The following is a 19,192-nucleotide window of genomic DNA, read 5'->3' on the forward strand; positions in this document are numbered from 1 at the left end:
CTCCACCAGCGCGCCCAGTTCGTCGTTCACCGAGGCGGGCAGCTTGTGGGCACCACGGTGTACTCGGCCATGCCGCCGTCGCACGACAGACCGTGGAAGCCGATCGCGCGGCAGATGTTGTAGTGCCCTTCGAGGCAGGCCGGGCAGGTGTCACACCGGTAGACCGGCTCGACCGCCACCCGGTCCCCCGCGCTCAGCCCGCTTACCGCGGCTCCGGTCGGCACGAAGATCGGCCCGGCGTAGTACTCGTGCAGGTCGGTGCCGCAGATGCCGTTGTGCGCCACCCGGACCTTGACCTGCTCCGGCCCGCAGTCCGGCTCGGGCACGTCCTCGACGGCGACCGCTTCCCGGCCGCGGTAGACCACCGCGCGCATGCTCACCCTTTCGCCGCGTTCACCGCGTCCACCACCGCACCCGGCTTCTCCAGGTGCACCATGTGCCCGGCGTCCTCCACCCGGCGGACCCGGTCGCCGAGCACGGCCGCGTTGGCCACCGGCAGCACGGCGTCGCGCACGCCCCACACCACTTCGACCCGCGTGTCCAAACCGGACAGCCACGGCAGCGCGTCGATACCGGGCGAATCGCCGTCCAGCAGGGTGCCGAGCAGGGCGGTCAGCGCCTCGTCCACGCCATCCAGACGCTTGTACTTCATCAGGTCGTCGGCCAGCTGGCGGGTGGCCTGCGCCGGATCGGCGAACAGGTCGCCGAGGTGCGGTTTCAGCTCACGCCTCGACTTCGCCGCGGCGAATCCACGCAGGTAGCCGGTGTTGATCTCGGTGCCGTACCCGGCGGGCGCGACCAGGGTCAGCGACGCGACACGCCCCGGTTCCTTCGCCGCGGCCGCGGTCACCACCGCGCCACCGAGCGAGTGCCCGACCAGGTGCGCGCGTTCGATTCCCTTCTCCCGTAGGAAACCGAGCACCGCGGCGGCGAGCACGTCCACCGAGCCGTCCCCGACGTCCTTTGTGGACTCACCGTGGCCCGGCAGGTCCAGTGCGTGCACCACGGCGTTCTCCGACAGCGGTTCCTGCACGAACAACCACGAGTTCTTGTCGCCGCCGTAGCCGTGCACCAGTACCACCTGATCGGCGCCTTCGCCGAGCGAGGCGTACGACAGCGTGCGGCCGTCGACCTCGACCGTGCCGGTCTCCGGGCCCGCCGCCTCCTCCACCGCGCCCGAATCGAGTTCCTCCCGCGCCAGGCGGGCGGCGGCCTCGATCTCCTCGTCCGGCACCGAAGCCGGTGCGATGAGCGCGATCGTGCCGCCCACCGGCACGTCCTCACCCACCTCGGCGACCACCTTGCGCAGCACGCCCTCGTCGCCGGCTTCGAGCACCCCGGCGATCTTGTCGGTGTCGATCTCGGCGAGGTCGTCCCCGTCGCCGATCACGTCACCTTCGGCCACGATCCATTCGGTGATCTTGCCGCTGGCCATGGACAGGCCCCATTTCGGCATGACGACCTTGCTGATCTCCCCCATGCTCAGCGCTTCCATTCCACGACGGACTTGGCCGCGTTCACGATCTTCTGCGCGTCCGGGATGTAGAGGTCCTCCAGCGAGTCGGCGAACGGGACCGGGGTGTGCGGCGGGCTGACCAGTTCGATCGGCCCCTTGAGCGCGCCGAAGGCCTCCCTGGCCACCAGCGCGGAGATGTCCGTGCCCAGGTTGCAGCGCGGTGAGGCCTCGTCGACCACCACCAGCCGCCCGGTGTTCTCGACGCTCTCCAGGATCGTCTCGGTGTCGAGCGGGCTGGTCGTGCGCGGATCGATGATCTCGGCCTCGATCCCGGAACTCGCCAGTTCCCTGGCCGCCTCGACCGCGATCGGCACCATGCGCCCGAGCGCCACGATCGTCACGTCGTCCCCGTCGAGCACCACATTGGCTTCACCGAAGGGAATCGCGTAGCTGTCCTCCGGTACTTCGCCGGTCATGTCGTACATCGCCTTGTGCTCGCAGAAGATCACCGGGTCGTCGTCCCGGATCGACTGGGTCAGCAGGCCCTTCGCCTCGTACGGGCTGGACGGCACGACCACCTTCAGCCCGGGGATGTGGGTGAACAGCGGGTAGAGCACCTGCGAGTGCTGTGCCGCGGCCCGCAGTCCGGCCCCGTACATCGTGCGGATGGTCACCGGGGTGACCGCCTTTCCGCCGAACATGTAGCGGAACTTGGCCGCCTGGTTGAAGATCTGGTCGAAGCAGACGCCCATGAAGTCGATGAACATCAGCTCCGCCACCGGCCGCAGCCCGGCGGTGGCGGCGCCGACGGCCGCGCCGACGAAGGCCGATTCGGAGATCGGCGTGTCCAGCACCCGGCCGGGGAAGCGGTGGTAGAGCCCCTTGGTGACGCCCAGCACGCCTCCCCACGCGTCGTCCTCACCGGGACTGCCCGCGCCACCGGCGTTGTCCTCGCCGAGCACGATGACCGACTCGTCGCGCTCCATTTCCTGGGCGAGGGCCTCGTTGATCGCCTCGCGGTAGCTGATCGTGCGTGCCATGAGCCTGCCCTTCCTAGTAGGAGACGTAGACGTCGGTTTCGAGATCGGCGGCGTCCGGTTTGGGCGCGGCCTTGGCTTCGGTGACCGACCGGTCGATCAGCGCGGCCACCGCCGCGTCGACCTCGTCGAGCGCGGTTTCGCCCAGCTGCCCGGTTTCCACCACCCGGCCGCGGAACCGCTTGAGGCAGTCCAGGGTTTCGCGTGCCTTGGCCACTTCGTCGGCGCGGTAGCTCTGCTGGTCGCCTTCGAAGTGGCCGAAGTAGCGGGTGAACTTGACCTCGATCAGGGTCGGGCCGCCGCCGTCGCGGGCGCGTTCGATGGCCTCGCCCGCCGCCTCGTACACGGCGAAGAAGTCGAAGCCGTCGACGATCACGCCGGGCATGCCGAACCCGGCCGCGCGGTCGGCGATGTTGTCCGCGGCCACCGACCAGGCGCTCGCGGTCGCTTCGGCGTACCCGTTGTTCTCCGCCACGAAGATCGCCGGGAGGTTCCACACCGACGCCAGGTTCAGCGCTTCGAGCGTGGTGCCCTGGTTGCTGGCGCCGTCGCCGAAGAAGGCCACGCCGACACCACCGGTGCGCTTGTGCTTGGCGGCCAGCGCGGTACCGCAGATCAGCGGTGGCCCGCCGCCGACGATGCCGTTCGCGCCGAGCATGCCCTTGGCCAGGTCGGCGATGTGCATCGAACCGCCCTTGCCGTGGCACGAACCGGTTTTGCGGCCGTAGATCTCGGCCATCATGGCCGGTACGTCCACGCCCTTGGCGATGCAGTGCCCGTGCCCGCGGTGCGTGCTGGCGATCGAGTCGCGCTCGTCGAGGTGCATGCACACCCCGGTGGCCGAAGCCTCCTCACCGGCGTAGAGGTGCACGAAGCCGGGGATCTCCCCGGTGGCGAACTCGTCGTGCACCCGCTCCTCGAACTCGCGGATGGTGCGCATCATGCGATACGCGTCGAGCAACCGGTTCTGATCAAGACCACCGGTCACCTGTGTGGGCAAGGTGTCCGTCATCGTTGACGCTCCCTTCTCGATGGTTCCGCCGGACGAGCAGGCCGAGGGCAGCCGCCTCGGCGAGCACCGCGGGCACGTCCACGCGGCGCGGGCCCGGCCGCAGGCGCACCCGCACCGGTTCCGCGCCGACTTCGATCTCCCGTTCGCCGTCGACCGCGATCACCCCGCCGGGCAGCACGATCTCGGCGGTGTCCCCCGGCCGCAGCGGACGCCAGTCGCGCACGCCGACCGGGACCACCAGCCCCGGCGCGATCGGGGCCTCGACGACAAAGCGCGCCTGGTCGACCGGGCCGAGCCGCAGGGCGACCCCCTCCGGTGCCTGGCGCGGAACCGGGCAGAGCAGCCCGGGAACGCTGGAGAGCCCGATGCCGTCGGGCTCGGCGAAGGTGCAGAACAGTTCGGTCAGCTCGGCCGGATTCCAGAGCGCGCGCGAGCCGACGTGCGCCGACAGCGAGGCGCAGACGTCGACCAGCGCCAGTTCGGTGCGTTCGCCCGCTCGCACTTCGAGGGCCTTGGCCCGGTGCACGGTCACGCTTTCGTCGACCGCACCCGTGGCGACCAGCCCGGCGGCCAGTCCCGCCACGGTGGCCTCACGCAGTTCCGGGAAGGTGTTGTTGGTGCCGGTGGACAGGGCGAGCAGCGCGGTGTCACCGCAGGCCGCGGCGGCCACCCTGGCGGTGCCGTCCCCGCCGAGGCAGACGATCACGCGGGCACCGGCCTCGATCATCCGGTGCACGGCGTTGGTGGTGTCGCGGGCGTCGCCGGTGAGCGGGTCGTCCTCGCAGAACTCGATCCGCGGCCACGGCGCGTCCTTGCCGGGACGGCGGGTGCGGGCCGCACGCAGCACCGCGGCGGAGATGCCGCCGAGATCGGTGGAGAGCAGGGTCCGGCGCACCCCGGTGGTGGCGAAGGCGGCGAGCAGGCGGCGCACCATGTTCGCCTTCTCCGCGGTCGGGAACACCGAGGCCTGCGCGACCAGGCGGCGGATGTCCCGCCCGGACGCGGGGTTCGCGACGATCCCGATCGTCGGCTCTGGCTGCACCGTCACGCCGTCATCAGACCCCGGTGGCGGCCGGTGCCGGAAGAGTTGCAGGGGGTTGCAACGTGGGTGTCGCACACCCGGGAAAACCGCGTCCTGCCGCGTTCACGCGGGCGATCGCAGACTCGGTGGCATGAGCGAAGCAACCGAGAAGATCGTGCTGATCACCGGAGCGAGCAGTGGCATCGGCCACGCGGCCGCGTTGCGGCTGGCGGCCGCCGGGCACCGGGTGGTGCTCGGCGCGCGCCGGGCCGGCCGGCTGGCGGAACTGGCCGGGACGATCCGGGACGCCGGTGGTTCGGCGGAGTACCGGGAGCTGGACGTGACCGACCTGGCGGACTTCCGCGCGTTCGTCGAGTTCGCGCGGGAGCGGTACGGCCGGGTGGACGTGGTGGTCAACAACGCCGGCGTGATGCCGCTGTCCAGTTTGGACGCCGGACTGGTCGAGGAGTGGGACCGGATGATCGATGTGAACATCCGCGGTGTGCTGCACGGCATCGCCGCCGCACTGCCGGTGATGCGGGAGCAGGGGCACGGACAGTTCGTGAACGTGGCCTCGACCGGCGCGCACGAGGTGGTGCCGACGGCGGCGGTCTACTGCGCGACGAAGTACGCCGTGCGCGCGATTTCCGAAGGCCTGCGCCAGGAATCGGGTGGGGACGTGCGGGTGAGCGTGATCTCGCCGGGGGTCACCGAATCCGAACTGGCCGACAGCATCACCGATCCGGAAGCGGCGGCGGGCATGGTCGAATACCGCAAGATCGCGCTGCCCGCGACGGCGGTGGCCGAGGCGATCGCCTTCGCCGTGACGCAACCGTCCGAAGTGGACGTCAACGAGATTCTGGTGCGCCCGGCGGCGACCAGGTAGTAAAGCCGTGGCGGGCTCGCCTGAGCCCGCCACGGCATGGTGTCACCCGCGGCGGCGGACGGCGTACTGGCGCGGCAGCACGACAGGGGTGGACCTGCCGCGGTCGGGGATCTTGCCCCCGGACCGCGCGGCGCGGCGCTCGCGCCGGTTCGCCGGCGCCGGGGTGACTTCGCTGAATTGACTGGCACGCATGAGGAAACCTCCTCGCCTTGGTGGAACACACGGCACGATGGCCGGGAAAGACGAGCCGCGAGGGCTACCGAGGAAGTGAGGCACGCGCGGCACGGGAACGGCGGCGCGGCGGAGTTGCTGATCAGATCACCCGACCAAGTTAGCAAGCCCCGGGGAACCCGCCAACTCATTTATCCGGCGAGTTCCCCGGGGGCGGCACCCCCTAGTTCGGGTTCCCGGCGTGGGTGAGGGTCTGCCAGGCGACAAAAAGGCTGTTCGTACCCGCCGGGCGCTGCTGCTCGACGAGCTTCTGCGTGTTCGACATCGGGATGCCAAGGCGCGTGTTCAACGCCGTGAAGGCCACCTCCGGCACCGGCCCGAGGCCCCGCTTGACGCTGCCACCGCAGATCGACGACGGCACCGGCTCGCCCAGTTCGTACTTCGCGTGGAAGCCGAGCGTGTGCCGCAGCCGGTCCTGGATCTCCGGGTACAGGTTCTGCCCCTGGTGGCGGGCGGTTTCGGCGAAGCTGGCGATGGAGGCGACGCCGTACCCGGTGTGGGTGAAGTCGCGGCAGGTCTCCTGGGCCAGCCCGGCCACGAAGCTCTGCTGCCCGTGCCAGTAGCCGATGATCTCGTCACGGGTGTCGATCCCGCTGCCCGGCGGGGTCTTCGGCAGCGCGCCGTCCGACGGCAGGTAGATGAACGCGGGCACCCGCGTGCGGAAGATGCCCACCGCCTTGTCGTAGGCGGCCTTGTCCTCCAGGAACACCGCGATGCCGAGGGAGGCCTCCATCATGGTCAGTTCCCAGTTGCCGTTGGTGTTCGCCCGGCCGTTGATGATCTCCGGCAGGTAGACCTGGCGCAGCATGGTGGCGAACCGGTCGATCCCGGCCCGCGGCCAGCCCGCGCCGGTGTGCCGGATGATCTCCGCCGCCTTCGCCCACGAGGTGCCCGACCACGCGGTTTGCAGTGGTGCGTTGCTGTTGGTGTGGTCCTTGAGCACCGCCGACCAGGCGTCCATGATCGAGATCGCCTTGTTCGCGTACCGGCTGTCGCGGGTGATGTACCAGTTCAGCGCGTTGGTGTAGGCGGCGATGGCGTCCTGGCGCTCGTCGGTGCAGCCGAGGTTCGGATTGCTGTACGGCCCGCACTCGACCACCGCGCGCGGCTTGGGCTGGCGGTTCAGCGAGGCCAGCGGGCTGGCCGTCATCTGGGCGTACGCCGCGGCCTGCGGCTGGGCGCCGGAGTTGACCCGGTCCCGGACGAAGTCGAGCTGCGCGCGGTTGAGGAACACGCCGGGATGGGTGAACGACGGTGGGGCGGCCGAAGCCGCCTGCGGCACGCTGACCAGCGCGAACGCGGTCAGCAGGGACAAGAGCGCGGACAGGGGCCGCCAGCGGACGGGCATGGTTCTCCTCCGGAGGAATCAGTGCCTCGCTCCGGCGGCGGGGAGAGAGCGGAGACCCGTCCGCTCACCTTCGTGGTCTAGACCACGCCTGGTCAATAGGCCGATCAGGTGCGCTCAGGAGGCCAGCTCACCACTGTCCTCACCAGGTACTTCGAACTCGCAGACCCGCACGCCACGCCGGTAGACCACCACGGCCGACTCGGCCCGGTCACCGTCGGGCACGACCAGCGCGGCGAACGTGCTCTCGCCGCCCATCCGGACGAACTCGTATTCGCGCACGACACACCCTCCTCGTTTCCCCTGATCACCACTGTGACCAGGGATTCGGTCCCCGACAAGCGAATTTCCGGCAAAGAGTTCCACCCGGCGACCATCTGCCGGTAACCCGTGCCAGGTAGAGTCGTGATCGTTGAGGACTTGTCGTATCCCGGTGGCCGAACCGGTTTCGTCTTCGGCACCTGCGAGAGCAACAAGCATTGGGAGCGCCGGCCATGCCGACCTCACTCGATACTCAGCACACCCTCGGCGACTACGCCGCGTTGTCGAAACTGGTCCGCAACGCGGGCCTGCTCGAGCGGCGCCGGGGCTACTACCTGGTCAAAATGGGCCTCACCCTGCTGGCCATGGCCGGCGCCTGGGTGGCCTTCGCGCACATCGGCGACTCCTGGTGGCAACTGTTCGTAGCCGCCTTCCTGGCGCTGGTGTTCGCTCAGCTGGCGTTCATCGGCCACGACGCCGGGCACAAGCAGATCTTCCAGAAGGGCAAGCCGAACAACGCCATCGGCCGCCTGCACGGCGGGCTGATCGGGATGAGCTACGGCTGGTGGAACAAGGGGCACAACCAGCACCACGCGAACCCGAACCACGAGCACGACGACCCCGACGTGAACATAGACGCACTCGCCTTCACCGAGGGCCAGGCGCGACTGAAGACCGGTTTCACCAGGTGGATGGCCAAGTACCAGGCGTACCTGTTCTTCCCGCTGCTGCTGCTCGAAGGCCTCAACCTGCACGCGTCCAGCGTGCGCGCGATCTGGAAGGGCGAGGTCAAGTCGCGCAAGATCGACGGCGCGCTGCTCGCCCTGCACTTCGTGCTCTACCTCGGCGCGGTGTTCCTGGTGCTCTCGCCGGGCATCGCGGTGGTGTTCGTGGTGGTGCACCAGGGCCTGTGGGGCGTCTACATGGGCTGCTCGTTCGCGCCGAACCACAAGGGCATGCCGAGCCCGACCGAAGAGGACTCGAAGGACTTCCTGCGCAAGCAGGTGCTCACCTCGCGCAACGTGCGCGGCGGGTTCTGGGTGGACCTGGCGCTGGGCGGGCTGAACTACCAGATCGAGCACCACCTGTTCCCGCACATGCCGCGGCCGAACCTGCGCCACGCGCAGCCGATCGTGCGGCAGTTCTGCCTGGACAAGGGCATTCCCTACGCCGAGACCACGCTGCTGCGGTCCTACCGGTACGTGCTGGAGCACCTGCACGAGGTGGGCGCCCCGCTGCGTGCCGCGCGCGCCTGAGCGGCGCGGCGGCGCACCTGCCGCGGTTTTGACGGGGCGGGGTGGTAGGCAGTGGGGGTCAGCCGCCCACCGCACCCCTAGGATCGCCCCCATGACCGCATCCGGACTTTCCGTGAGCGAACCGGCCGAGGTACTGCGGCGGGTCTTCGGCTACGACTCGTTCCGCGGGCAGCAGCAGGAAATCATCGAGCAGGTCGTCGGCGGCGGTGACGCGCTGGTGCTGATGCCGACCGGCGGCGGCAAGTCGCTGTGCTACCAGATCCCGGCGCTGGTCCGCGACGGTGTCGGCGTGGTCATCTCGCCGTTGATCGCGCTGATGCAGGACCAGGTCGACGCGCTGCGCGCGCTGGGCGTGCGCGCCGGTTTCCTCAACTCCACCCAGGACTTCGAGGAACGCAGGCTGGTCGAGGCCGAGTTCGTCGCCGGTGAGCTGGACCTGCTCTATCTCGCCCCGGAGCGGCTGAAGGTCGAGTCCACGGTCAACCTGCTCAACCGCGGCAGGATCTCGCTGTTCGCCATCGACGAGGCGCACTGCGTCGCCCAGTGGGGCCACGACTTCCGCCCCGACTACCTCAACCTCTCCCAGCTGCACGAGCGCTGGCCCGACGTGCCCCGCATCGCGCTGACCGCCACCGCCACCGAGGCCACCCACCACGAGATCGCCACCCGGCTGAACCTCGGCGAGGCCCGGCACTTCGTGGCCAGCTTCGACCGGCCGAACATCCAGTACCGCATCGCGCCGAAGAACGAGCCGAAGCGCCAGCTGCTGGAGCTGCTGCGCACCGAGCACGCCGGTGAGGCGGGCATCGTCTACTGCCTGTCCCGCAACTCGGTGGAGAAGACGGCGGAGTTCCTGTCCGCCAACGGTTTCCGGGCAGTGCCCTACCACGCCGGGCTGGACGCGCGCACCCGCGCCGAGAACCAGTCGCGCTTCCTGCGCGAGGAGGGCCTGATCGTGGTCGCCACGATCGCCTTCGGCATGGGCATCGACAAGCCGGACGTGCGCTTCGTCGCCCATCTCGACCTGCCGAAGTCCGTCGAGGGTTACTACCAGGAGACCGGGCGCGCCGGCCGGGACGGCCTTCCCTCGACCGCCTGGCTGGCCTACGGCCTGCAGGACGTGGTCCAGCAGCGCAAGATGATCGACACCTCCGAGGGCGACGACGCGCACCGCCGCCGCCTCGGCACGCACCTCGACGCGATGCTGGCGCTGTGCGAAACCGTCGAGTGCCGCCGCGTGCAGCTGCTGGCCTACTTCGGCCAGAAGAGCGATCCCTGCGGCAACTGCGACACCTGCCTCACCCCGCCGGAATCCTGGGACGGCACGGTGCCCGCGCAGAAGCTGCTGTCCACGGTGTACCGGCTGCAGACCGAGCGGCGGCAGAAGTTCGGCGCCGGTCAGCTGATCGACATCCTGCTCGGCCGCAAGACCGCGAAGGTGATCCAGCACGACCACGACTCGCTGACCGTGTTCGGCATCGGCACCGAGCTGTCCGAGGCCGAGTGGCGCGGGGTGGTGCGGCAGCTCCTGGCGCAGCGCCTGCTCGCGGTCGAAGGCGACTACGGCACGCTGGTGCTCACCGAGGAGAGCGGCGAGGTGCTGGGCCGCCGCCGCGAGGTGCGCCTGCGCCGCGAGCCGGAGCGCGTGGCAAAAGCCGCGAAGGTGGCCAAAGCCAAGCGTGAGCAGGCGGATCTGCCCGCCGAGGCCAAGCCGGTGTTCGAGCTGCTGCGGTCCTGGCGCGCGGCCACCGCGAAGGAACAGGGCATGCCCGCCTACGTCATCTTCCACGACAAGACGCTGCAGGAGATCGCCATCTCCATGCCGACCACGCTGGAGCAGCTGGGCCAGGTGAACGGCGTCGGCGAGAACAAGCTGGCCAAGTACGGCCAGCAGATCCTCGACGCGCTCAGCGAAGCGTGATCGCGTAGAGCTCCACCCGGGGGTCGTCGGGCAGGGTCACCGAACGCACGGTCTTCGCCGGATCCAGCGGCAGGGACTGGGCGAACAAGCGCACCGGTGGCCCGTCGACGCCCTGGCCCGCCTTGATCCGGTGCGGCAGCTCCAGCGCGACCGTGGTGCCTTCGGGCGCCGAACCGGCCCAGTCCCCGACGGCCACCGGCAGTTCGGCCCCGGTGCCGTCGGTGTACTGCACGTTGACCGCGATGGTCACCGGGCCGTTGTGCGAGGCGGAAACCAGCCGCAACGCCTCGTGCTTCCCGGCCGGCAGCAACACGCCCTGCCCCCGCGCCTCCACGAAGTTCGGCGCTGTGCCCGTCGGATCCGGTGCGGCGTAACGGGTTCCGGCCCAGTCGACCGGACCGGCCGCGGGCAGCAACGCGGCGTCGTAGCTCCATCCCGAGCCGTCGAAGTCGCCCTCGGCAGAGGCCGCGACCGTGGCCGTGCCATCGTGGTCGGCCTCCTTCGACAGGTCCACCGCGCACTGCCCGTCCGCCACGCTCGCGCACGTGGTGCCCGGCCGCAGCGCCACCGTGGCCGTGCGGGTGACCGGTTCGGTCCCGCCACCAGCGGAGACCTCGATGGCCACCGGGTACTCCCCCGCCGGGGTCCCGGCGGGCACGGTCAGCGACAGCGAAACCGTTTGCTGCGTGGGAATCCGCCCCGACCGCAGCACGAACGGTGAGGGCGGCGAGGCGGTGGCGGTCCAGCCGTCCGGTGCCGTGGTCCGCACGGTCACCGGCAGCGCGCCCGGCGCCTGCCCGAGCACGTCCAGCGCCAGCGCGGCCTGCTGCGGCCCGTCCCCCACCGGCGTGACCACAGTGGACTGCCGCAGTGACGCGGCCAGGTGCGTGCGCTGGTCCGGGCGCGCCTTGTTCACCGACGGCGGTTCCGCACCCGGCGCGGTGGCCCAGGCCGACGGCTGGTCGCCGACGACGTGCGCCAGCTCGCCGCCGCGGGCGAGCGCGTCCCAGCCGAGCCACGCCTTGTCCACCGGCGCGCCGTCGAGCGAAAGGCTTTGCACGTACCGGTTCGTGTCGCTCACCCCTGGCGCGGTCACCCTCAGCGTGCCGCCCTGCCGGTCCGCGTATTGTCCGATGTGGACCACCGCGGACTCGAACTGCGGGCTGGACACGGCGAGGAAGTTCGCGCCGCTCATCGTCGGGTACAGCCCGAGCGAGGAGAACACGTACCAGGCCGACATCGTGCCGAGGTCGTCGTTGCCGGTCATGCCGTCCGGCCCGGCGGTGAACAGCGTGTACGCCGCGCGCACCACGGTCGCCGTTTTCGCCGGCGCCCCGGCCGAGGCGTAGACGTAGGGCGCGAGCAGGTCCGGCTCGTTGTTCGGGTTGTAGGTCGGCTTGCCGTAGTAGTCGTACGGCTCGGTGATCCAGTCCTCGCGCGCGGTCCCGGCCGGGTCGGTGAGCAGCTTGTCGTAGGCGAAGAACTCGTCGAGCCGCTTCTCCGTCTCCTGCCTGCCGCCCATCAGCGCGACCAGGCCGTTCGGGTCCTGCGGGGCCAGCCACTGGTACTGGTAGGCGCCGCCCTCGTGGAACTGGTGCCCGGCGTCGACCGGGTTGTACGGCGAGAGGAACGTGCCGTCCTCGGTGCGCGGGCGGAACTGCCGGATGGACGGGTCCCACAGGTTCCGGAACCACTGGCCGCGATCGGCGAACATCGCCGCGTCCTCGTGGTGCCCGAGCGCCCCGGCCATCAGCGCCAGCGAGGCGTCGGCCGTCGCGTACTCCATCGTCGCCGACGCCGGGTGCTTGCAGTCGTTGTCACCGCCCTTGTGCGCGCAGTCCACGCCCAGCTCCAGGCCGGACGGGAGGTACCCGCGTTCGGCGTAGTACTCCTGCCCGGACCGGCCGTTGTAGGCCGAATCGGCGGGCGGCAGGCTGGTCGCGTTCTGCTTGAGCAGCGCGTACGTCTCCGCCTCGTGCCCGGCCAGCAGCCCCTTCGACCAGGCTTCGACCAGGAACGGGGTGACCGGGTCGCCGGTCATGATGTTGGTTTCGCTGTTGGCCAGCGCCCAGCGCGGCAGCCAGCCACCGTCACGGCCCGCCGCCACCACCGACAGCGCCACGTCCCTGGCGACCTGCGGGCGCAGCAGTTCCAGCAGCTGGTTCTGCGGCCGGTAGGTGTCCCACAACGAGAAGTTCTGGTACGGGGTGTAGCCGTTCGCGGTGTGCACCTGCCGGTCGAAGCCGGCGTAGCGGCCGTCCACGTCACTGGCCAGGTTCGGGTGCAGCAACGAGTGGTAGAGCGAGGTGTAGAAGGCGGTCCGCCGCTCGGGCGAGCCGCCGTCGATCTTGATCGAGCCGAGCTGCGTGGCCCAGGTGTCGCGCAGCTTCGCCCTGGTGGCGTCGAAGTCGTAGGAGTCGCCGGTCTCGGCCGCCAGGTTCTTCCGCGCGCCCTCCACACCGGTGTAGGACAGCCCGACCTTGACCACGACGTCGCGGTCTTCGGTGGCGTCGAAGGTGAGCCAGGCGCCGTTGCCACCGGTGCCCGCGGCGTCGCGCGAGCCCGGGCTCTTCGCCGACTCGCGCCAGGTGCCGAACGAGCTGAACGGCCGGTCGAAGCTGGCGGTGAAGTAGACGGTGTGGTCGTCGCGCCCGGCGCAGAAGCCGCCCGCGCGGATCCGGCCCTCGACCGTGCGGTCGCCGACCACGTGCACCTCGGAGTCGTGCACGGTCTGGTTGGCCTTGCCGGTGTTGAACAGCAGGTTCGCCTCGCCGGTGGCCGGGAAGGCGTGGCGCTGCCAGCCGGTGCGCTCGGTCGCGGTCAGCTCGGCGTCGACGCCGTAGGTGGACAGGCCGACCCGGTAGTAGCCGGGTTCGGCTTCCTCGTTGTCGTGCGAGTACTTCGAGCGGTACTCGTCCGGGTTCACCGAGCCGACCGCGCCGGTGGTCGGCATGATCGGCAGCTCACCGGCCACCCCGCAGCCCACGCCGGAGAGATGGGTCTGGCTGAAGCCGTGGATCGAGTCCTGCTGGTAGTCGTACCCGCCCTGGCCGCCGGTGTCCGGGCTGAGCTGCACCATGCCGAACGGCGCGCTCGCGCCGGGAAAGGTGTTGCCGAAGTTCTGCGTGCCGATGAACGGGTTGACCAGCGAGACCGGATCCTCCTGCGCGGTGGCCGTCCCGGTGCCCAGCAAGGTGCCCGCGACCAGTGCTCCGGCGAGGGCGGCGGACGCGATCCGTCGGGACATGGCAGACCTCTTCTGTGTGCCGATACCGCCTGACATCGTTGTCAGCGTCGTTGTCAGAACCAATCACGGCCGCGGAACGGCTGTCAATCTTCCTGTCCGGTCCGGACATCGGCCACTGTGGACGGCGGTCCGTAACCGAACGCCCGCACGCGATAGGTCGCCGCCTTCTCCTCCGGCAGGGTGATCAGCCCGGCCGAGGTGACGTCCGGCTCGAACACCGCGGCCACCCGGTACTCGCCGGTGGTCCGCAGTTCCAGCAGGTAACCCGCCTCGTCGGTGGCGTTGTCGGTCCAGGTGAACCGGATTCCGTTGGCGTGCTCGACGATGGCCCGGAATTCGGTGGGCGCGGCTTCGGCCGATCCCACCGGGTGCTGGTTCGCCGGATCACCCGCGGTGACCAGTGGCACCGCCCAATCGTGGTTCAGCGCCTGCGCCGCTTCGTCGAATTCACCCGGTGGGAGCACTATTTCAGCCGTGGTTGAAACCGGTCCGGCAAAAGGGCGGAGGCGGTAGTGGAAATGCGTGTGCGGAATGAGATCCGGGTGCGTGTACTGCGTCTGGCCGGGTGGCATGAACTGCAGCACGGTGTATTCCCCACCGGCTTCGGTGGCGAATTCCAGCACCCGGCCCGCCACGCCGGGTTCGGCGGGCGGCCAGTCGAGCACCACGTCGTCGGAGCCGATCAGCGTGGCACGCAGACCGGGCTCCGGCGCTTCGGCGGAACAGCCCGCGAGCAGCAACGCGGACAGCAGGAACAGGGTTTTGCGCATGGGGACGACCTCGAGCGGGACGGGCCGCCCCGGCTCGAAAGCCAGGGCGGCGTCGGTCAACCAGGGACTACTTGCGCCAGAACTTGATCCCGCTCCACACCACGGTCGCCGGGCCCGCGCCGCTGTTCGTGCGGTAGGCGCCGAACTTGTCGTAGAAGCTGCCGCCCGGACTGGACACGGTGTGCTTCAGCGAGCCGTTGATGTAGGTCTTGTGGTTGTTCCCCGGCTGGTGGACGGTGTTGACCCGGACGGTGGTGCCCACGGTCGCGCCGGTGGCCACGGTGTCCCCGCCGTGCACCGCGTACAGCCGGCCACCGCGTTCCACCGCGAGCATGAAGAACGGCCCGCTCGGGTCCTGGAAGGTCTGCTTCAGGCTGATCCGGGTGCCGCCGAGGCTGCTGATCCGGAAGCTGCCCTCGAACTGGCGGGTGCCGCCGGTGTAGGTGACGTAGCGGCGCTCGGCCCGCTGGTCCCCGCTGCCGGTGGAACAGCTCAGCGTGAACGTCAGGTTGTTGATCTGGCCGCAGCCGCGTTCCTGCTCGTTGAACGAAGGCGAGTAGGAGGTCCAGCCACCACCGTCGACCTGGGCGGCGGCCACCGGCACGAGCGCGGTGGAGGTCAACGCCAGCAGCGCGGTAATGCCCGCCAGGGCGCGTTTTCTCATGAACGACTTCCAATCAGACGGGGCGGCGGTCTGGTGGATGTCTGGCGGCTGGATCAGCGTAGCCGAATAATTCGGGAGCGTCACCGGCCCGTGATCGCTAGGTTCGGCAACCATGGCGGGGACTTTTCTGGAGACCGAGCGGCTGACCCTTCGCCGGCTCACCGATTCCGACCTCGACCTGCTGGTCGAGCTGGACGCCGATCCGGCGGTGATGCGCTACCTCACCGGTGGGGCGCCGAACTCACGAGAACGCCTGGCCACCGACTTCCTGCCGCGGATGCTGTCGCACGGGCAGCGCTTTCCGGGCTACGGCTTCTTCATCGCGCACGAAAAGACGAGCGGTGAGTTCCTCGGCTGGTTCCACCTGCGCCCGGATCCCGACGGCCCGGACGACGAGCCGGAGCTGGGTTACCGCCTGCGCCAGTCCGCCTGGGGCAAGGGATACGCCACCGAAGGTTCCCGCGCGCTCGTCGAGAAGGCGTTCACCGAACTGGGCGCGAAGCGCGTTTACGCGAGCACGATGGTGGTGAACACCGGTTCCCGGCGGGTGATGGAGAAGGCCGGGCTGCGGCAGGTCCGCACCTACTTCGAGGACTGGCCGGAGTCGATCGAAGGTTCCGAGCACGGCGACGTCGAATACTCGCTGGACCGGTCCGAATGGCGGAAGTAGGCCCCGGCACCCCGGACGACCGCGGCGCCGCGCGGTACCTCTGGTGGCTGGTGCGCAGTCAGCCGTGGCGGGCGGCACGCGGCTCGCTCTACGGCAGCGTGTGGATGGTCAGCACGATGCTGCCGCCGTACCTCAGCTCGCGCGCGATCGACAACGGCCTGCGCACCGGTGACTTCGCCGAGCTGGCCGCGTGGACCGGGGCGGTGCTGGTCTCGGCGCTGTTCAACGCGCTGCTCGGGATGATGCGCCACCGCACGATGACCTTCGTGCGGGTCGACGCCGCGCTGCGCACGGTGCGGGTGGTGGTGCGGCACGTGGGCCGGCTCGGCGCGACGCTGCCGCGCCGGGTGTCCGCCGGCGAGGTGGCGCACATCGGCGCGGCCGACATCAGCACCATCTCCGAGTGCCTGACACTGGTCGGGCCCGGTGTGGGCGCGGTGTTCGCCTTTCTCGCCGTCTCCCTGCTCCTGCTGGGGGTGTCCCCCCTGCTCTCGCTGGTGGTCGTGACCGGCGTGCCGGTGCTCGCGCTCACCATCGTGCCGTTGCTGAAACGCTTGCAGCGCCACGAATCCGAGTACCGCGAGCGGCAGGGTGAGCTGACCTCGCAGGTCGGGGACATCGTCGGTGGCCTGCGGGTGCTGCGCGGAATCGGCGGCAGTGAGCAGTTCTCGCGGCGGTTCCGCGGTTCGTCGCGGCTGCTGCGCGACGACGGGTACCGCGTCGGCGGGGTGACCAGCTGGGTCAAGGCGCTGACCACCGGCATGCCGGTGATGTTCCTCGCGGTGATCACCTGGCTGGCCGCGCGGATGTGCGCCGCCGGGGAGATCACCATCGGCGAGCTGGTGGCCGTCTACGGGTACGTGGCGACGCTGGTGATCCCGATGTTCTTCCTGATCGAGGGCAGTGACCAGCTGGCGAGGGGCCTGGTCGCGGCCCGGCGGGTCACCGCGCTGCTGCGGATCGAGCCGGAGCAGGCAGGCGGCGACCGGCCCGGCCCGGAGGGCCCGGCGAACCTGGCTGATCCGGACTCCGGCCTGGTGGTCCCGCCGGGTGTGCTGCTGGCCGTGGTCTCGGGCGCGCCCGCCGAGGCGGCCGCGGTGCTCGACCGGCTCGGGCGGTACACCGATTCGGCGGCCACCTGGAACGACGTGCCGCTGAGCGAGGTCCGGCTCGACGAGGTCCGCGCGCGCATCCTGCTCGCGCGCAACGAGGAGCACCTGTTCGCCGGTCCGGTGCGCGACGCGATCGCCAAGCGGGCCGAGCACGACGACGCGGCGATCACCGCCGCGGTGCGCGCGGCCGCCGCCGAGGACGTGATCGGCGGATTGCCGGACGGGCTCGATTCGCCGCTGGAAGCCCGCGGCGCCAATCTTTCCGGCGGGCAGCGGCAGCGGTTGCGGCTGGCCAGGGCGCTGCTGGCGGATCCGGAGGTCCTGCTGCTGGTCGAACCGGCGTCCGCGGTGGACGCGCCGACCGAAGCGCTGATCGCCGCGCGGCTGCGCGAGTTCCGCGCCGGGCGGACCACGGTGGTGGCCACCACGTCACCGCTGCAGGCCGGGCGGGCGGACCTGGTCGCGTTCCTGGCCGAGGGCCGGGTGGTCGCGACCGGGACGCACACGAGCCTGCTGGAGACCGAACCGCGGTACCGCGCGCTGGTCTACCGGGGCGCCGAAGAGGAGGTGGCGCGATGAGCCTGCCGGTGGCCGGTGCGCCCGAGGTCCGGCGGGCGACCTGGCAGCTGATCAAGGCCGATCGCCGGGCGCTGGTGCTGGTGCTGGCGTTGAACGCGCTCGCGGCGCTGGCCGGGCTGGCCGCGCCGTGGCTGGTCGGGCGGATCGTCGACCAGGTCGGCGCCGGCACCGCCACGGTGTCCACTGTGGACTCTCTGGCGCTGGCGATCGTGGCCTGCGCACTGGCGCAGGTGCTGCTGACCCGGTTCGCCCGCAACGCCGGGCACCGGCTCGGCGAGCGGACGCTGGCCCGGCTGCGGGAGGGTTTCGTCGACGACGCGCTGTCGCTGCCCGCTTCGGTGATCGAGCGGACCGGGACCGGCGATCTGATGGCCAGGGGCGCGGCGGACGTGTCCACAGTGGGTGTCACCCTGCGCGACGCCGCGCCGACGCTGTTCATCTCCTCGATCCAGCTGACCTTCGTCTTCGCCGCGCTCTTTGTGCTCGACCCGTTGTTCGGCGTGTGCTCGATGGTCGGGCTGCCGCTGATCATGGGGATCAGCCGGTGGTACCTGCGCCGCGCCAGGGACGCGTACCTCCACGAAGGACAGACGCTCTCGGAGATGTCCGACAGCCTGGTCGAAACCGCCGAGGGCGCGCGCACGGTCGAGGCTTTCGGCCTGGCGTCGCGGCAGGTCGCGGCCACGGACGCCAGGGTGCGGCGCGCGTACGCGGCCCGGCGGCGGACGTTGTTCCTGCGCTCGGTGCTGTACCCGGTGGTGGACTTCGCCTACGCGCTGCCCGCCGCGGTCATGCTGCTGGCCGGTGGCCTCTTCGTGGCGAACGACCTGGTCACCCTGGGCGTGGCGATCTCGGCGGTGCTGTACGCCTGGCAGCTGACCGAGCCGATGGACTTCCTGCTGGACTGGCTGGACCAGCTGCAGCGGAGCGGGGCGTCGTTCGCGCGGTTGAAGGGCGTGGCCGAGGCGGTGCCGGACCGGAAGCCGACCACCGAGGTGCCGGTGGACGACCGGCTGGTCGTTCGCGACGTGCGGTACGCCTACGGCTCCTCCGGTGACGTGCTGCACGGGGTCGACCTGACCGTGCGCCCCGGTGAGCGGCTGGCGCTGGTCGGCCCGTCCGGGGCCGGGAAGTCCACTTTGGGCAGACTGCTGGCCGGGCTGGCCGCGCCGCGTTCGGGTTCGGTGACCGTTGGCGGGGTGCCGGTCGCGGAACTGGCGCCGGAGGTGCTGCGGGAGCGGGTGGTGCTGGTGACCCAGGAGCACCACGTTTTCCTCGGCACCATCCGGGACAACCTGACCATCGCCGCGCCCGGTGCCTCCGACGCGGAGCTGCTGGCCGCGCTCGACGTGGTCGACGCCGACTGGGTGCTCGCGCTGGAGTCCGGTTTGGACAGCAAGGACTTGCGACTGGACGCGCCGCAGGCGCAGCAGCTGGCGCTGGCCAGGGTGGTGCTGGCCGATCCGCACACCGTGGTGCTGGACGAGGCGACTTCCCTGCTGGACCCGCGGACCGCCCGGCACGTGGAACACTCGGTCGCCGCGGTGCTCGAAGGACGCACGGTCGTCGCCATCGCGCACCGCCTGCACACCGCGCACGACGCGGACCGGATCGCCGTGGTGGACGGCGGGCGGATCACCGAACTCGGCACGCACGCCGCCCTGGTCGACGCCGGAGGCACCTACTCGGCACTGTGGCACTCCTGGCACGGAGACCGCTGAGGA

Annotated in this window: 17 protein-coding genes; 6 read left to right on the plus strand and 11 right to left on the minus strand. The window is 70.5% G+C overall.

Annotated elements, in window-relative coordinates; all coding sequences use genetic code 11:
• Positions 1-26: 26 nt before the first annotated feature.
• From YIM_RS49430 to YIM_RS35090, 5 genes are read right to left on the minus strand one after another with little or no spacing between them, the layout of a single operon-like run.
• A complete protein-coding gene (locus tag YIM_RS49430) occupies positions 27-374 on the minus strand; it encodes an alcohol dehydrogenase catalytic domain-containing protein (RefSeq protein ID WP_228004215.1) in 348 nt (115 codons plus the stop codon).
• 2 nt (positions 375-376) lie between these two features.
• Positions 377-1,495: an acetoin dehydrogenase dihydrolipoyllysine-residue acetyltransferase subunit gene (locus YIM_RS35075; protein WP_228004216.1), complete on the minus strand. Its 1,119-nt coding sequence runs from the start codon at positions 1,493-1,495 to the stop codon at positions 377-379.
• Entirely contained in the window at positions 1,483-2,496 is a 1,014-nt protein-coding gene (locus tag YIM_RS35080) for an alpha-ketoacid dehydrogenase subunit beta (RefSeq protein ID WP_153034394.1), read from the minus strand. Before YIM_RS35080 ends, YIM_RS35075 begins: the two co-directional genes overlap by 13 nt.
• Positions 2,497-2,509: 13 nt before the next feature.
• Positions 2,510-3,505 carry a thiamine pyrophosphate-dependent dehydrogenase E1 component subunit alpha gene (locus tag YIM_RS35085; RefSeq protein ID WP_153034395.1) on the minus strand — a complete coding sequence of 332 codons (996 nt, stop codon included), beginning with the start codon at positions 3,503-3,505 and terminating at the stop codon, positions 2,510-2,512.
• On the minus strand, positions 3,465-4,553 hold the full coding sequence (locus tag YIM_RS35090) for an ATP-NAD kinase family protein (RefSeq protein ID WP_228004217.1): 1,089 nt from the start codon (positions 4,551-4,553) through the stop codon (positions 3,465-3,467). Before YIM_RS35090 ends, YIM_RS35085 begins: the two co-directional genes overlap by 41 nt.
• 124 nt (positions 4,554-4,677) lie before the next feature.
• On the opposite strand from YIM_RS35090, the gene YIM_RS35095 reads away from it, so the two are divergent.
• Positions 4,678-5,412: an SDR family oxidoreductase gene (locus tag YIM_RS35095; protein WP_153034396.1), complete on the plus strand. Its 735-nt coding sequence runs from the start codon at positions 4,678-4,680 to the stop codon at positions 5,410-5,412.
• Positions 5,413-5,454: 42 nt separating this feature from the next.
• Here the strand turns inward: YIM_RS35095 and YIM_RS35100 are convergent, their stop codons facing one another.
• The 3 genes from YIM_RS35100 to YIM_RS35110 all read right to left on the minus strand — a co-directional run bounded on the left by YIM_RS35100 (position 5,455) and on the right by YIM_RS35110 (position 7,270).
• Entirely contained in the window at positions 5,455-5,604 is a 150-nt protein-coding gene (locus YIM_RS35100; protein WP_153034397.1) for a hypothetical protein, read from the minus strand.
• A 202-nt stretch (positions 5,605-5,806) separates the two neighbouring features.
• The gene (locus YIM_RS35105; RefSeq protein ID WP_153034398.1) at positions 5,807-6,991 is read right to left on the minus strand and encodes an alginate lyase family protein; all 1,185 of its coding nucleotides are present in this window, start codon (positions 6,989-6,991) and stop codon (positions 5,807-5,809) included.
• A gap of 114 nt (positions 6,992-7,105) precedes the next feature.
• A complete protein-coding gene (locus YIM_RS35110) occupies positions 7,106-7,270 on the minus strand; it encodes a hypothetical protein (RefSeq protein WP_153034399.1) in 165 nt (54 codons plus the stop codon).
• Between the two features lie 212 nt (positions 7,271-7,482).
• Here YIM_RS35110 and YIM_RS35115 point away from each other — a divergent pair, with 212 nt between their 5' ends.
• Together YIM_RS35115 and recQ are read left to right on the plus strand one after the other, a co-directional pair.
• Entirely contained in the window at positions 7,483-8,505 is a 1,023-nt protein-coding gene (locus tag YIM_RS35115; RefSeq protein WP_228004218.1) for an acyl-CoA desaturase, read from the plus strand.
• Between the two features lie 91 nt (positions 8,506-8,596).
• Positions 8,597-10,426, plus strand: a complete 1,830-nt coding sequence (recQ, locus tag YIM_RS35120) for a DNA helicase RecQ (protein ID WP_153034400.1) — start codon at positions 8,597-8,599, stop codon at positions 10,424-10,426.
• On the opposite strand, the gene YIM_RS35125 is transcribed toward recQ, so the two are convergent.
• From YIM_RS35125 to YIM_RS35135, 3 genes are all read right to left on the minus strand, one after another.
• The gene (locus YIM_RS35125) at positions 10,413-13,673 is read right to left on the minus strand and encodes a GH92 family glycosyl hydrolase (RefSeq protein WP_228004219.1); all 3,261 of its coding nucleotides are present in this window, start codon (positions 13,671-13,673) and stop codon (positions 10,413-10,415) included. The two genes, recQ and YIM_RS35125, sit on opposite strands and share 14 nt — an antisense overlap.
• Before the next feature lie 83 nt (positions 13,674-13,756).
• Positions 13,757-14,503 (minus strand): fibronectin type III domain-containing protein, encoded by a 747-nt coding sequence (locus tag YIM_RS35130; RefSeq protein WP_228004220.1) that lies wholly within the window; start codon positions 14,501-14,503, stop codon positions 13,757-13,759.
• A 7-nt stretch (positions 14,504-14,510) separates the two neighbouring features.
• Entirely contained in the window at positions 14,511-15,107 is a 597-nt protein-coding gene (locus tag YIM_RS35135) for a hypothetical protein (protein ID WP_153034402.1), read from the minus strand.
• Positions 15,108-15,219: 112 nt separating this feature from the next.
• On the opposite strand from YIM_RS35135, the gene YIM_RS35140 reads away from it, so the two are divergent.
• The 3 genes from YIM_RS35140 to YIM_RS35150 are packed head-to-tail and all read left to right on the plus strand — an operon-like array spanning position 15,220 to position 19,189.
• Complete coding sequence (locus tag YIM_RS35140) at positions 15,220-15,777, plus strand: GNAT family N-acetyltransferase (RefSeq protein ID WP_153034403.1); 558 nt, start codon at positions 15,220-15,222, stop codon at positions 15,775-15,777.
• Entirely contained in the window at positions 15,765-17,468 is a 1,704-nt protein-coding gene (locus YIM_RS35145) for an ABC transporter ATP-binding protein (RefSeq protein WP_153034404.1), read from the plus strand. The genes YIM_RS35140 and YIM_RS35145 overlap by 13 nt, the downstream gene beginning before the upstream one ends.
• Positions 17,465-19,189 (plus strand): ABC transporter ATP-binding protein, encoded by a 1,725-nt coding sequence (locus tag YIM_RS35150; protein ID WP_153034405.1) that lies wholly within the window; start codon positions 17,465-17,467, stop codon positions 19,187-19,189. The genes YIM_RS35145 and YIM_RS35150 overlap by 4 nt, the downstream gene beginning before the upstream one ends.
• The last annotated feature ends 3 nt before the right edge of the window (positions 19,190-19,192 follow it).

This window comes from Amycolatopsis sp. YIM 10, assembly GCF_009429145.1.
Lineage (GTDB): Bacteria > Actinomycetota > Actinomycetes > Mycobacteriales > Pseudonocardiaceae > Amycolatopsis.

Coding starts and splice junctions, on each gene's coding strand:
- YIM_RS35095 (WP_153034396.1), top strand. CDS start 4,678: ATGAGCGAAGCAACCGAGAAGATCGTGCTGATCACCGGAGCGAGCAGT.
- YIM_RS49430 (WP_228004215.1), bottom strand. CDS start 374: ATGCGCGCGGTGGTCTACCGCGGCCGGGAAGCGGTCGCCGTCGAGGAC.
- YIM_RS35105 (WP_153034398.1), bottom strand. CDS start 6,991: ATGCCCGTCCGCTGGCGGCCCCTGTCCGCGCTCTTGTCCCTGCTGACC.
- YIM_RS35150 (WP_153034405.1), top strand. CDS start 17,465: ATGAGCCTGCCGGTGGCCGGTGCGCCCGAGGTCCGGCGGGCGACCTGG.
- YIM_RS35080 (WP_153034394.1), bottom strand. CDS start 2,496: ATGGCACGCACGATCAGCTACCGCGAGGCGATCAACGAGGCCCTCGCC.
- YIM_RS35075 (WP_228004216.1), bottom strand. CDS start 1,495: ATGGAAGCGCTGAGCATGGGGGAGATCAGCAAGGTCGTCATGCCGAAA.
- YIM_RS35135 (WP_153034402.1), bottom strand. CDS start 15,107: ATGAGAAAACGCGCCCTGGCGGGCATTACCGCGCTGCTGGCGTTGACC.
- YIM_RS35100 (WP_153034397.1), bottom strand. CDS start 5,604: ATGCGTGCCAGTCAATTCAGCGAAGTCACCCCGGCGCCGGCGAACCGG.
- YIM_RS35085 (WP_153034395.1), bottom strand. CDS start 3,505: ATGACGGACACCTTGCCCACACAGGTGACCGGTGGTCTTGATCAGAAC.
- recQ (WP_153034400.1), top strand. CDS start 8,597: ATGACCGCATCCGGACTTTCCGTGAGCGAACCGGCCGAGGTACTGCGG.
- YIM_RS35125 (WP_228004219.1), bottom strand. CDS start 13,673: ATGTCCCGACGGATCGCGTCCGCCGCCCTCGCCGGAGCACTGGTCGCG.
- YIM_RS35145 (WP_153034404.1), top strand. CDS start 15,765: ATGGCGGAAGTAGGCCCCGGCACCCCGGACGACCGCGGCGCCGCGCGG.
- YIM_RS35140 (WP_153034403.1), top strand. CDS start 15,220: ATGGCGGGGACTTTTCTGGAGACCGAGCGGCTGACCCTTCGCCGGCTC.
- YIM_RS35115 (WP_228004218.1), top strand. CDS start 7,483: ATGCCGACCTCACTCGATACTCAGCACACCCTCGGCGACTACGCCGCG.